Source organism: Pseudarthrobacter sp. BIM B-2242 (assembly GCF_014764445.1).
Lineage (GTDB): Bacteria > Actinomycetota > Actinomycetes > Actinomycetales > Micrococcaceae > Arthrobacter > Arthrobacter luteus_A.
In genome coordinates, this window is sequence record NZ_CP061721.1 from 1,626,703 (window position 1) to 1,639,151 (window position 12,449).

The following is a 12,449-nucleotide window of genomic DNA, read 5'->3' on the forward strand; positions in this document are numbered from 1 at the left end:
GAGATGATTGCACTTACTGCGGCGGAAATCGCCGAAATCACAGACGGCCGCCTGGACGCCGATCCGGGGATCACCCCGGGCTCGGTGGTCACGGATTCACGCGAAGCCGCTCCCGGCTCCCTTTACGTTGCGAAACCGGGCGAGCTGGCGGACGGCCACGACTTTGTCGACGCCGCCTTCCGCCAGGGTGCAGTCCTTGTCCTGGCGGAGCGCCCCGTCACCGGCCCGGACGGTGCCAACTATCCCGCCGTCGTGGTCGAGGACGCAGTGCTGGCCATGGGTGCGCTGGCCGCCGAATCAGTCCGCCGGATCCGGGCGGCCCGCGAAGCTGCCGGCGAATCCCTGACGGTCATCGGCATCACGGGTTCGGCCGGAAAGACCACCACCAAGGACCTCCTCGCGGGGATCCTTACAGCGCAGGGCACAACAGTTGCCCCGCAAGGTTCCTACAACGGCGAGGTGGGCGTGCCCCTCACCGTCTTCCGGGCCGACACCGGGACCCGGTACCTTGTCATCGAAATGGGTGCCACGGGCGTCGGGCATATCCGCTACCTCGCCGACATGGTCCAGCCCGACGTCGGCGTTGTCCTTGGCGTGGGCACAGCGCACGCGGGAGAGTTCGGCGGCGTCGAAAACATTGTCCAGGCCAAGGGCGAGCTGGTGGAGGCCCTTGCTCCGGGCGGCACCGCCATCCTGAACCTCGACGACGACCGCGTTGCCGGCATGCGCGCCCGCACCCGCGCCGCCGTGCTCGGGTTCTCAGCCGAAGACCGCCATGACGCCGCCGTGCGGGCTGACAAGCCGGACACTAATCCTGCCGGCAATCCGGAATTCGATCTCGTCCTTCCCGGCACTGACGCCGGGCTGCACGTCACCAGCCGGCTCATTGGCGCCCACCACACGGTAAACCTCCTGGCAGCGGCAGCGGCCGCGCACGCGGCCGGCGTGCCGGCGGCAGAGATCGCGGAGTCCCTCAGCAACCAGTCGGCGGCCAGCCGATGGCGCATGGAACGCACGGAACGCGCCGACGGCGTCACGGTCATCAATGACGCCTACAACGCCAATCCTGAGTCCATGCGCGCTGCCCTGCGCACGCTAGCCGACCTCGGCCGCGGCCGCCGCACGTGGGCAGTCCTGGGCGCCATGCTGGAACTGGGACCTGATTCGATCCGGGAACACACTGCGGTGGGCTCCCAAGTGGTGCGCCTGAACATTTCACGGCTGGTGGTTGTCGGCCGTGAGGCGCGGTCCCTGTATGTTTCTGCCGTCCAGGAGGGCTCCTGGGGCGATGAATGTGTCTTTGCCGAAACACTGGAGGATGCCTACGCCTTCCTCGACGCGGAGCTTGAACCCGGTGACCTGGTGCTCTTCAAGTCCTCCAACAGCGTGGGGCTGCGCCATTTGGGCGATCGGATAGCATTACCCCCACAATCCCCGGAACCTGCCAATGAAAGGAGCGGACTGCTGTGATTGCACTCCTTATCGGCGCCGGACTTGCCCTGCTGTTCGCCTTGGTGGGAACCCCGCTGTTTATCCGCCTGCTCGTCCGCAAGAGCTACGGACAGTTCATCCGCGACGACGGACCCACCTCACACCACACCAAACGCGGCACCCCCACCATGGGCGGAACCGTTGTGGTGGGCGCAGTCCTGCTCAGCTACGGACTGACCCACCTCATCATGTGGATGATGAATCCGGCCTCGGCGGGACCCTCGGCGTCGGCCCTGATCCTGCTCTTCCTCATGGTCGGCATGGGGCTGGTCGGCTTCCTCGACGACTTCATCAAGATCTCCCGCCAACGGAGCCTGGGACTGGACGCGAAAGCCAAACTCATCCTCCAGGCCGCTGTCGGCATCGGCTTCGCCGTCCTGGCACTGAACTTTCCCGACCCCGACGGGCTCACTCCGGCCTCAACCAAAATCTCCCTGGTCCGTGACATTCCCTGGCTGGACCTGGCCTTTGGCGGCACCATAGTTGGCGCCATTCTGTTTGTCCTGTGGTCCAACCTGATTGTCACAGCGGCAACCAACGGCGTGAACCTGACGGACGGTCTCGACGGGCTCGCGGCCGGTGCCTCGGTAATGGTCTTCGGCGCCTACACGCTCATGGGAATCTGGCAGAACAACCAGGCCTGTGGCTCTCCCCGGCAGGCCGGCAGCGGCTGTTACAGCGTCCGTGACCCCCTGGACCTGGCGCTCCTGGCCGCCATCCTGAGCGCGGCACTGGTGGGCTTCCTCTGGTGGAACACCTCGCCGGCCAAGATCTTTATGGGTGACACCGGCTCCCTTGCCATCGGCGGCGCCATTGCCGGCTTCGCCATCCTGTCCCGCACCGAACTCCTCCTGGGCATCATCGGCGGCCTGTTTGTCCTGATTACCCTGTCTGTCATCATCCAGGTGGGTTACTTCAAGATCACCGGCGGCAAACGCGTTTTCAAGATGGCGCCGCTGCAGCACCACTTCGAACTCAAGGGCTGGGCCGAAGTCACAGTCGTTGTCCGCTTCTGGATCCTGGGCGGGCTCTTCGTAGCCGTTGGCCTCGGTGTCTTCTACGCTGAATGGGTTGTGCTCTTGTGACCGTTTCCCCCCGCCTGCAGAACCTTGTTACCTGGGACTCCGACTGGGCCGGCCTGCGTGTTGTGGTCACCGGGATCGGCGTGTCCGGCTTCGCCGCGGCCGACACCCTGATCGAACTCGGCGCCCGGGTGGTGGTGGTGGATGCCGCCACCACCGACACCGCCCGGGCCCAGGCCGACACCCTGAAGATTGTCGGCGCCGCGGACGTCCTCCTTGGCGAAGAAGCCGTCAGCCGGATCCCCAAAGTGGACGGCAGCTACCCCGACGTGATCGTGACCTCGCCGGGCTGGCGCCCGGACCAGGCGCTCCTCGCCGCTGCAGCACGCGCACACATTCCGGTGTGGGGCGACGTCGAACTCGCCTGGCGCGTGCGCGTCAGGGAAGGCCACAAGACGGCTGACTGGCTGACCATCACCGGCACCAACGGCAAGACCACCACGGTGGGCCTGACAGCGTCGATGCTTCAGGCAGCCGGCCTGAAGGCCATTGCCGTCGGCAATGTGGGCACCCCCATCCTTGACGCCCTCCGCGATCCCGTTGAGTACGACGTCTTTGCTGTCGAGCTCTCCAGCTTCCAGCTGCACTGGGCTGAATCGTTGTCTCCGGTGGCCAGTGTCTGCCTCAACGTCGCCGAGGACCATGTTGACTGGCACGGCTCCTACAACTCCTACCTGGCCGACAAGGCGAAGGTCTACGCGCGGACCCAAAAGGCCTGCATCTTCAACGCCGAGCAGATCGAAACCGAACGGATGGTGGAAGACGCCGACGTCGTGGAGGGCTGCCGGGCCGTCGGTTTCACCACGGTCACCCCGGCCATCAGCATGCTGGGCGTGGTGGAAGGCCTCCTGGTGGACCGTGCCTTCATCGAACAGCGCAAGGACAGTGCTGCCGAGCTGGCCTCGTTGACTGACCTGGGGCAGTTTGCGCCCCGCCACATGGTTGCCAACGCCCTCGCAGCGGCAGCCCTGGTCCGCGCCTACGGTGTGGACGCCCAGGCCGTGCGCCGCGGCATCCAGGACTACGTGCCGGGCAACCACCGCATCCAGACGGTCGCCCATCACAACGGTATTCTCTGGATCAACGATTCCAAGGCCACCAACCCGCACGCCGCAGCAGCATCCCTGGCCGCCTTCAAGAACGTCATCTGGATCGCCGGGGGACTCTCCAAAGGCGTCAGCTATGACGACCTGGTCCGGGACCAGGCTGCCCGGCTGAAGGCCGTGGTACTCATCGGCGTCGACACCGCTCCGCTGGCCGAGGCCCTGCAGCGACACGCACCGGATGTCCCCGTGATCACCACCCCGGCGGGCGACACTGAAAATATGCAGACTGCCGCAACGGGCGGAGACATCGCGGCCAAATCTCCGGTTTCCGGGACAGGCGTGATGTCCAGGGCCGTTGCGTCAGCGGCGCAGCTGGCCGCATCAGGTGACACCGTCCTGATGGCACCGGCAGCTGCTTCCATGGATCAGTTCTCTTCCTACGCTCACCGCGGCAACGCCTTTATCGAAGCTGTCCGCGAGCTGGTGGAAGGGCAGGCCCAGACCGGCGAGGAGTAACAATGGTCAGCACGCCCACCCGGCCCACGGCCTCACAGCCGCGCGCCGGGAAACCAGCTTCGCCACCAGGATCCGGGAACCCCGTAGCCAAAACGCTGCCCCGGCGGATTCGGGACTCGTACCGCGCCTTCTGGTCCGCCCTCGAGGGTACGGGCACGTCCCGGAACGGCTCCACGTACTACCTCATCCTGGGCTCTACGCTGGCCCTGACAGCCATCGGCATCATGATGGTGCTCTCAGCCTCCAGCGTCGAATCCATCGCCGCCGGCAAGTCGCCCTATGGTGACGCCCTCAAACAGGGCATGTTCGCCGGCATCGGCATTTTCACCATGTTCGTCCTCTCGCGCATCAACGTCATCTGGCTGAAGCGTCTCGCCTGGCCCGTGCTCGGCGCGGCCCTTGTCCTCCTGGTCCTGGTGCAGCTGATCGGTGACGAGGTCAACGGCAACAAGAACTGGATTGACCTCGGCGGCATCACGTTCCAGCCGTCCGAGGCTTCCAAGCTGGCGCTGGCGCTGTGGATGGCCACGGTCATGGCCATGAAGGGGAAGCTGCTCCGTCTCTGGCAGCATGTGCTTATTCCCGCCGTGCCGCTGGCAGGGGCCGTGATCGGCCTGGTGCTGTGGGGCAATGACCTCGGCACGGCGATGATCATCATGATGATCACTGCCGCCGCACTGTTTTTTGCCGGCGTGCCGCTCTACATGTTCGGCTTCGCCGCCGTGCTGGGCGCGGCAGGGGCGGCCTTTATGGCCATCACGAGTTCAAACCGCATGTGCCGCATTACGTCATGGTGGACCGGCCAGTCCTGTGCGGATGGCATCGACGCCAACTACCAGGCCACCAACGGCCTCTATGGCCTCGCCTCCGGCGGCTGGTTCGGCGTCGGCCTTGGCCAGAGCCGGCAGAAGTACAGCTGGATTCCGGAAGCCCACAACGACTTCATTTTCGCCATCATCGGCGAGGAACTCGGCCTGGTGGGCACCGTCGTCGTCCTGGTGCTCTTCGCCATCCTCGGCGCCGCCATTTACCGCGTGGTGGTGGCACAGGAGGATATGTTCCACCGCGTCCTGGCCGGCACCATCATGGTGTGGCTGCTGGGGCAGGCCACGGTCAACATGGCCGTAGTAACGGGCCTGATGCCCGTCATTGGCGTACCGCTGCCGTTCATTTCCTACGGCGGTTCGGCCCTGCTGATGTCCCTCTGTGCGGTGGGAGTGGTGCTGTCTCTCGCCCGCGAACAGATGGCACCCGCCATCCGCCCGAAGAGAATGCTGAAGTTCGGGGCCAAGAAGGCTGGGAAATCCAGCCGCACGAAGACCGCAAGAAAGCGTACCTAGCACTTTATGACTTCCCAGAACCTGTCCATTGTCCTCGCGGGCGGCGGAACTGCCGGCCACATCAGCCCGCTCCTGGCCATCGCGGCTGCCCTCCGGACCGCAGCCCCCGGGTCCCGGCTGCTTGCCGTGGGCACGCCGGCCGGCATGGAAACCCGGCTGGTGCCCGCCGCCGGCGTGGAACTGGCCACCATCGACAGGGTTCCCTTCCCCCGGAAACCATCCCTCGACCTGCTGAAGCTGCCGGCCCGGCTGGCCGGGGCAGTGCGGCAGTCAGGCCGCATCCTGGACGACGCGTCGGCTGACGTCCTGGTTGGCGTAGGCGGCTATGTCTGCACCCCGCTGTACCTCGCCGCCCGCCGTCGGGGGATTCCCATCGTGATCCATGAAGCCAACACCCGGCCGGGCCTGGCTAACCGGGTGGGATCCTTTTTGACCCGTCACGTCGCCACCGCCTTTGACACCACCCGCCTGCGGCACGCCCGCCATGTCGGCATGCCCATGCGGACCGAAATCTCCAGCCTGGACAGGGACTCCGCCCGTGCCGCGGCACGGGAAGCTCTGGGCCTGGACGCCGGCAAGCCCACGCTGATTGTGACGGGCGGATCTTCCGGCGCCCAGAGCATCAACCGTGCCGTGGCCGCTGCCGCGCAGGACCTTGGCGCCGCCGGCATTCAGACGCTGCACATCACCGGGCGCGGCAAAACGGTCATGGGGCCCGACGGCGGCCCGCTCGCCACGGCGGGGTACCGGCAGGTTGAGTACGTGGACGGCATGGAAAACGTCTACGCCGCAGCCGACCTCCTCCTGGCCCGCTCCGGCGCGGCCACTGTTTGTGAAGTGGCGGCCGTGGGCGTACCCGCGGTGTTTGTCCCTCTGCCCATCGGCAACGGCGAGCAGGCGCTCAACGCGGCGGGGCTCGTAAACGCCGGCGGCGCCCTCCTGGTTCCGGACAAGGACTTCACCGCACAGTGGATCACGCGGGAGCTGATCCCGCTGGCCACAGATGCCGCCCGGCTGGCAACCATGGCCGCGAACTCCCGCCGGCTTGGCATCAGAAACGCCGATCAGCGCATGGCTGGTCTTGTCCTGGAAGCGGTATCCGCATGACCCCCGCAAGCATCCGCAGCCAGGAGTCCCTGGGCCGCGTCCATTTCATCGGCATCGGCGGCGTGGGGATGTCCGCCGTCGCCCGCATCATGGTGGCGCGGGGCGTCAGCGTCAGCGGGTCCGACGCCAAGGATTTGCCGGTCATGGCGGAGCTGGCCGCCGCCGGGGCCCGGATCGCGGTGGGCTACGCCGCCGCCAACCTGGGCGATGCCCAAACCGTAGTCGCAGGCTCGGCGATCCGCACGGACAACCCGGAACTGGTGGCGGCACGGGAGGTAGGCCTGCCTGTGCTGCACCGCTCTGAGGCGCTGGCCGCCACCATGGGCAATGACGTGGTGGTGACCGTCGCCGGAACGCACGGCAAATCCACCACCACCTCCATGATCACGGTCCTGCTCCAGGGCGCCGGGCTTGACCCCTCGTTCGCCATCGGCGCCAACGTGCCCGCGCTCGGGGTTAACGCAGCGCACGGCACCGCCGGCATTTTTGTGGCCGAAGCCGATGAATCCGACGGTTCCTTCCTGAACTACCGGCCGAGAATCGCCGTGGTCACCAACGTTGAACCGGACCACCTGGACCATTACGGCACCGCCGAGGCGGTCTACGAATCCTTTGACCGTTTTACGGAACTGCTGCCTGCCGACGGTGTCCTGATCGCCTGCGCGGACGACGACGGCGCCCTGGCACTCGCAGGACGCACCAGGGCTCGCGGGAATACCAGGGTGGTCCTGTACGGCACTTCAGAACGGGCGGACCTCGTCCTGCACGACGACGGTCCCGGGCGTGTTGAGATTTCCTTAACTGCCGGACGGTTCGCGCTGCCGCTGCAGGTCCCGGGGCGCCATAACGCACTCAACGCGGCTGCCGCCGTCGCCGTTGCCCTGGAACTTGGGGTCGACGCCGAAACTGCGGCGCATGCCTTGGGGCAATTCTCAGGAACGTCCCGGCGTTTTGAACTGAAGGGCGAGGCGCGCGGCGTGCGCGTTTTTGACGACTACGCCCACCACCCCACGGAAGTCCGGGCAGCCCTGACGGCGGCGCGGTCCGTAGCGGCCGGACACAGCGTGCATGTCCTGTTCCAGCCGCACCTGTTCTCCCGGACCAGGGAGTTCGCAGGCGAGTTCGCGAACGCCCTAAACCTGGCCGATACGGCGCTGGTGCTGGACATTTACCCTGCCCGCGAGGATCCCATTCCCGGTGTCACCAGCCAGCTCATCACAGAGCACCTGGCCCCTGGCGGCCGCCTGGTGGCCGCGGACGACGCCGTGGCGGCCCTGGTGGCCGCAGCGAGGCCGGGCGATATCATCCTGACTGTCGGCGCCGGGGACGTGACCGGGTTCGGGCCACACATTGTGCAGGCCCTCGATGGGTAGTCCACGCCGCCCCACCTACGCTTCCCCTTCGAAGCGCCAGCCGCCGGCCAGGAAGGCAGCGGCGGAACCTGACGTCATCTCCGCCTCCAAAAGCGCCCCGATCCCTGAGACGCCATCTACGCCGGAGACCCCGTCAAGGGACGGACGGAAGAAACGGAAACCCGCGGACACGGTTCCGGCCCCGGACAAGGCGCCTGGCAGCGGTAATGTGCTGGTATTTCCTGAGCCGCCGGGAAAGCGCCGGAAGCGGCGCATCCTCGTTGTCCTGTCCACGCTCCTCGCGTTTGTCGCGGCGCTGCTTGCCGCTGCCGTCTTTTCTCCCATCCTTGCCGTGGGCACCATCTCAGTGACCGGTACCAGGCTTGTCACCACGGAGCAGGTCCGGTCCGCGCTCGAGCCGCTCAAGGGCAGACCGCTCCCACAGGTCAGCGAGGACGAGGTGGGGCGGCTGCTCGAGCCGCTGGTACAGGTCAAGTCCGTCACCACCCAGGCGCGGCCGCCCTCGGAACTGGTCGTTGAGGTGCACGAACGCGTTCCGGTGGCTTTGGTCAAGCAGGAGGAGCAGTACCAGTTGGTGGATGTGGAAGGCGTGGTGCTTGCCGGCATCACGGATCCCGCATCCGTGTCGCTGCCTGTCATCGATGGCGGCGCCGGTGCCATCGGCAAGGACCTCTTCCAGGCCACTGCCGGGGTCCTGGGGGCCCTTCCGCCGGACGTGCTCGCCAGGCTTTCGAACGCGTCCGCGCAATCCGTGGACGCCGTGGAACTCAAACTGGTTGACGGGCAAACCATCATTTGGGGAAATGCGGGGGAGAAGGAACTCAAGGCCAAAGTGCTTGAGGCCCTGCTCAAGGTACCCGCGGATCCAAAGAACCCGGTTCGCGTGTACGATGTGAGCGCGCCCCGGCACCCGGTGACGCGTTGAACGCCGCTTACCCGGACGTAGCAATCTTTGCCGTATTACCGCGACACGCGGCGCCGGTTATTGAATGTCCGAACCATAGGAAATAGCGTTCCAGACATGAGTTACTTGACATAACTATAACCTTCAACTCGAAGGTTAGGGTTGAAAGCTTCAAGCCCGACTCCACAGTTTTCGCAATAGGACACGAACAAGGGACACGTAACGTGGCAGCTCCGCAGAATTACTTGGCCGTCATCAAGGTCGTCGGCATCGGCGGCGGTGGCGTGAACGCAGTCAACCGCATGATCGAGGTCGGCCTCCGTGGTGTCGAGTTCATCGCTATCAACACGGATGCACAGGCACTGTTGATGAGCGACGCCGACGTCAAACTCGATGTCGGCCGCGAGCTGACCCGCGGTCTCGGCGCCGGCGCCAATCCTGAGGTCGGCAAGCAGGCTGCGGAGGACCACGCTGACGAGATCGAAGAAGTCATTCGTGGCGCAGACATGGTCTTTGTGACCGCCGGCGAAGGTGGCGGCACCGGCACCGGCGGCGCGCCGGTTGTAGCACGCATCGCCCGTTCCCTTGGGGCGCTGACCATCGGCGTGGTTACCAGGCCGTTCACCTTTGAAGGCCGCCGGCGCGCGGGCTCGGCAGAGGCCGGCATTGATGCGCTGCGCGACGAAGTCGACACCCTGATCGTGATCCCCAACGACAGGCTCCTGTCCATCAGCGACCGCAACGTCTCCGTTCTGGACGCTTTCCGCTCGGCCGACCAGGTCCTGCTCTCCGGTGTCCAGGGCATCACAGACCTCATCACCACCCCCGGCCTGATCAACCTTGACTTCGCCGACGTCAAGTCAGTCATGCAGGGTGCAGGCTCGGCCCTCATGGGCATCGGCTCCGCCCGTGGCGAGGACCGTGCCGTGAAGGCGGCCGAACTGGCCATTGCCTCCCCGCTGCTTGAAGCCTCCATCGACGGCGCGCACGGTGTCCTGCTGTCCATTCAGGGCGGATCGGACCTCGGCCTGTTCGAAATCAACGAAGCCGCCCGCCTGGTCCAGGAAGTTGCTCACCCAGAAGCCAACATCATCTTCGGCGCCGTGATCGATGACGCCCTCGGCGACGAGGCCCGTGTCACTGTCATCGCTGCAGGCTTCGACGACGTCAAGGCCACCTCGCCGTCCATGGACCAGTCCCAGCCCCAGGTGGCCCCGCAGCGGCCCGCCGCGGCTCCCGCCCCGGCCCAGGCGCCTACCTCGGGCGGCGGCAGCCACCAGCTGAACGCTCAGCCCGTCCACGCCGGCGTGGGTTCGTCCGGACTGAGCAACTGGGGCCAGCAGCGTCCGTCAGCGGTCCCGGCCGACTCAGGTTTCGACGTCGACCTCCCCTCAGTGGTGGAGCCGGATCTCTCGGGGAACCGCTCGGACGATCTGGATGTCCCCGACTTCCTGAAGTAGGGCACGGCTTGTTCCTTTGGCGGGCTGAAGTCTCACCCGGTGTGAGTGTGGCGTTCACGGACACCCGCGCCGGCAACCTGGCCCTTCACGTCGGTGACAATGCCGGCGACGTGCTCCGGCGCCGGAGGGAGCTGGAGCACGCTGCAGGCCTTGCAACCGGATCCCTCAGGTTCATGGAGCAGGTTCACGGCACGGCGGTGGAAGTGATGGAGTCCGGGACGCCCGCACCTACCGCGGACGCCATGGTGTCACGGGGACTTCCCCTTGCCGTTATGGTGGCCGACTGCATCCCCGTGGTCCTGGTGGGGGAGGGCCCTGAAGGTCCTGTTTTAGCGGCCGTCCATGCGGGCCGTCCGGGGATCGCCAACGGCATCCTGCCCGCAGCCGTCCGGCGGATGCAGGCGGAAGGCGCCACGGCCATCCGCGCCTGGCTGGGGCCCTCAATCTGCGGAAGCTGCTATGAGGTACCGGCCGAACTGCGCGCCCAAGTGGCCCGGCAGGTTCCGTCAACGTCCGCCACGACATCGTGGGGAACCCCTGCACTCGATCTTCCGGCCGGGGCACGTACCCAGCTGGAGCGGGCCGGCGTCGTCATCGAGTATGCGGGTCCGTGCACGCTGGAAAATGACTCGCTGTATTCGTACCGTCGCTCCAGCACCACCGGGCGCTTCGCGGGACTCGTGTGGTCCCATGACTGAGCGATTGTTGGATCCCGCGGATCGGATGTCCGAACTCGCGGAGCGGCTCGCAGCCGTTCAGCGGCGCATTGACGCTGCCGCCGCGGCCGCCGGGCGGGCCGGTGGGCCGCCCACGCTGATTGTGGTCACCAAGTTCCATCCGGCCGCAGACATCGCGCGGCTCGCTGCCCTGGGCGTGCGTGACGTCGGCGAGAACAGGGACCAGGAAGCCTCAGCCAAGGCAGCGGAACTGGCAGACCTTGGACTCAACTGGCATTTCGTCGGCCAGCTGCAAAGCAAAAAAGCCAAGTCGGTTGCGAAATATGCTCACGCCCTCCATTCCGTGGACAGGCCGGGACTGGTTGACGGCCTCCAGCGGGCCGTGGCGGCGGAACAGGACAGGACCGGCCGGGAAGCCCTGCGGTGCTTCATCCAGGTCAGTCTTGACGCCGACGCCGGTGCCCACCGCGGCGGTGCCGCGCCGGATGACGTGCCGCATTTGGCCGACCTGCTGGCCTCGGCCGGAGCACTGGAACTCGCCGGCGTCATGGCGGTGGCGCCGTTGGGTGGCAGCCCGGAGGCAGCGTTCGAAAAGCTTGCTGCCATCTCAGCGTCCCTGGTGGCCCGGCACCCGGGTGCCACGGCCATCTCGGCAGGCATGAGCCAGGACCTCGAAGCGGCAATCCGGTTCGGGGCGACACACCTGCGAATCGGTTCCGATATTCTCGGATCGCGTCCCGCCGTGGGGTAGCGTCGAGCACATAGGAAGTGAGTGGCGGGGGATTCCAGTGCTGTCAAGTTATTGGGCGGCCCGCCTACGGATACGATTAGGAGTCGACCATGGCCGGCGCTCTGCGCAAGACAATGATCTATCTTGGGCTCGCCGACGGCGATGAACACTACGAGTCCGAGCACACCACAACACGTAAGGACGAGGACGAATCCATGGAAGCTGACCGCGAGGAACGCCGGGCCCCGGCACCGGTACGCGAAGTCAGCCGTGAATCGTCGGACGCCCCTGAAGAGGAATACCGCGCACCTGTGACCCCCATCAAGCGTGCGGCCTCGAGCCGCGAAGAGACCTCCGGGCTGCGGCAGATCACCACGATCCACCCGCGGTCCTACAATGACGCCAAGCTCATCGGTGAAAGCTTCCGTGACGGAATTCCCGTCATCATGAACGTCACTGATATGGGCGAAGCGGACGCTAAGCGCCTCGTAGACTTCTCCGCGGGACTCGTATTCGGTCTCCGCGGCAGCATCGAACGGGTTACGAACAAGGTCTTCCTGCTCTCCCCCTCGTACATTGAGGTCATCGGCGACGACAAGAAGGTCAGTGAGACCCAGGCCAGCTTTTTCAATCAAAGTTAGCCTTAAAGCTTAAAGCGGATGCCAGGCAGGTCACCTGCCTGGCATCTGTGCTGAAATAGACAAGAAACGTTGGCAGTGCACT

General features: G+C 66.0%; 11 protein-coding genes. All 11 read left to right on the plus strand.

The window, feature by feature from the left end; all coding sequences use genetic code 11:
- The first annotated feature begins 3 nt into the window (after nt 1–3).
- Nucleotides 4–1,470 carry a UDP-N-acetylmuramoyl-tripeptide--D-alanyl-D-alanine ligase gene (gene murF, locus IDT60_RS07450; protein WP_191081431.1) on the plus strand — a complete coding sequence of 489 codons (1,467 nt, stop codon included), beginning with the start codon at nt 4–6 and terminating at the stop codon, nt 1,468–1,470.
- On the plus strand, nt 1,467–2,576 hold the full coding sequence (gene mraY / locus IDT60_RS07455; protein ID WP_164200865.1) for a phospho-N-acetylmuramoyl-pentapeptide-transferase: 1,110 nt from the start codon (nt 1,467–1,469) through the stop codon (nt 2,574–2,576). Before murF ends, mraY begins: the two co-directional genes overlap by 4 nt.
- Nucleotides 2,558–4,135, plus strand: coding sequence for a UDP-N-acetylmuramoyl-L-alanine--D-glutamate ligase (gene murD, locus IDT60_RS07460; RefSeq protein ID WP_191081432.1), 1,578 nt, complete (start codon nt 2,558–2,560; stop codon nt 4,133–4,135). Before mraY ends, murD begins: the two co-directional genes overlap by 19 nt.
- Nucleotides 4,136–4,137: 2 nt before the next feature.
- On the plus strand, nt 4,138–5,475 hold the full coding sequence (gene ftsW, locus IDT60_RS07465) for a putative lipid II flippase FtsW (protein WP_191081433.1): 1,338 nt from the start codon (nt 4,138–4,140) through the stop codon (nt 5,473–5,475).
- Between the two features lie 6 nt (nt 5,476–5,481).
- The gene (gene murG / locus IDT60_RS07470) at nt 5,482–6,582 is read left to right on the plus strand and encodes an undecaprenyldiphospho-muramoylpentapeptide beta-N-acetylglucosaminyltransferase (RefSeq protein WP_191081434.1); all 1,101 of its coding nucleotides are present in this window, start codon (nt 5,482–5,484) and stop codon (nt 6,580–6,582) included.
- Nucleotides 6,579–7,955, plus strand: coding sequence for a UDP-N-acetylmuramate--L-alanine ligase (murC, locus tag IDT60_RS07475; RefSeq protein ID WP_191081435.1), 1,377 nt, complete (start codon nt 6,579–6,581; stop codon nt 7,953–7,955). The genes murG and murC overlap by 4 nt, the downstream gene beginning before the upstream one ends.
- On the plus strand, nt 7,948–8,880 hold the full coding sequence (locus IDT60_RS07480; RefSeq protein ID WP_191081436.1) for a cell division protein FtsQ/DivIB: 933 nt from the start codon (nt 7,948–7,950) through the stop codon (nt 8,878–8,880). Before murC ends, IDT60_RS07480 begins: the two co-directional genes overlap by 8 nt.
- A gap of 203 nt (nt 8,881–9,083) precedes the next feature.
- Nucleotides 9,084–10,319 carry a cell division protein FtsZ gene (gene ftsZ / locus IDT60_RS07485; RefSeq protein WP_164200852.1) on the plus strand — a complete coding sequence of 412 codons (1,236 nt, stop codon included), beginning with the start codon at nt 9,084–9,086 and terminating at the stop codon, nt 10,317–10,319.
- Nucleotides 10,320–10,327: 8 nt separating this feature from the next.
- Nucleotides 10,328–11,017, plus strand: a complete 690-nt coding sequence (locus IDT60_RS07490; RefSeq protein WP_191081437.1) for a polyphenol oxidase family protein — start codon at nt 10,328–10,330, stop codon at nt 11,015–11,017.
- Nucleotides 11,010–11,747 carry a YggS family pyridoxal phosphate-dependent enzyme gene (locus tag IDT60_RS07495; RefSeq protein WP_191081438.1) on the plus strand — a complete coding sequence of 246 codons (738 nt, stop codon included), beginning with the start codon at nt 11,010–11,012 and terminating at the stop codon, nt 11,745–11,747. The genes IDT60_RS07490 and IDT60_RS07495 overlap by 8 nt, the downstream gene beginning before the upstream one ends.
- A gap of 89 nt (nt 11,748–11,836) precedes the next feature.
- Nucleotides 11,837–12,367: a cell division protein SepF gene (locus IDT60_RS07500; RefSeq protein WP_164200846.1), complete on the plus strand. Its 531-nt coding sequence runs from the start codon at nt 11,837–11,839 to the stop codon at nt 12,365–12,367.
- Nucleotides 12,368–12,449: the final 82 nt, after the last annotated feature.

Bases quoted from the DNA above. Each gene is read 5' to 3' on its own strand.
- IDT60_RS07495 (WP_191081438.1), top strand. From the start codon at position 11,010: ATGACTGAGCGATTGTTGGATCCCGCGGATCGGATGTCCGAACTCGCG.
- ftsW (WP_191081433.1), top strand. From the start codon at position 4,138: ATGGTCAGCACGCCCACCCGGCCCACGGCCTCACAGCCGCGCGCCGGG.
- IDT60_RS07500 (WP_164200846.1), top strand. From the start codon at position 11,837: ATGGCCGGCGCTCTGCGCAAGACAATGATCTATCTTGGGCTCGCCGAC.
- murG (WP_191081434.1), top strand. From the start codon at position 5,482: ATGACTTCCCAGAACCTGTCCATTGTCCTCGCGGGCGGCGGAACTGCC.
- murC (WP_191081435.1), top strand. From the start codon at position 6,579: ATGACCCCCGCAAGCATCCGCAGCCAGGAGTCCCTGGGCCGCGTCCAT.
- IDT60_RS07480 (WP_191081436.1), top strand. From the start codon at position 7,948: ATGGGTAGTCCACGCCGCCCCACCTACGCTTCCCCTTCGAAGCGCCAG.
- murF (WP_191081431.1), top strand. From the start codon at position 4: ATGATTGCACTTACTGCGGCGGAAATCGCCGAAATCACAGACGGCCGC.
- murD (WP_191081432.1), top strand. From the start codon at position 2,558: ATGGGTTGTGCTCTTGTGACCGTTTCCCCCCGCCTGCAGAACCTTGTT.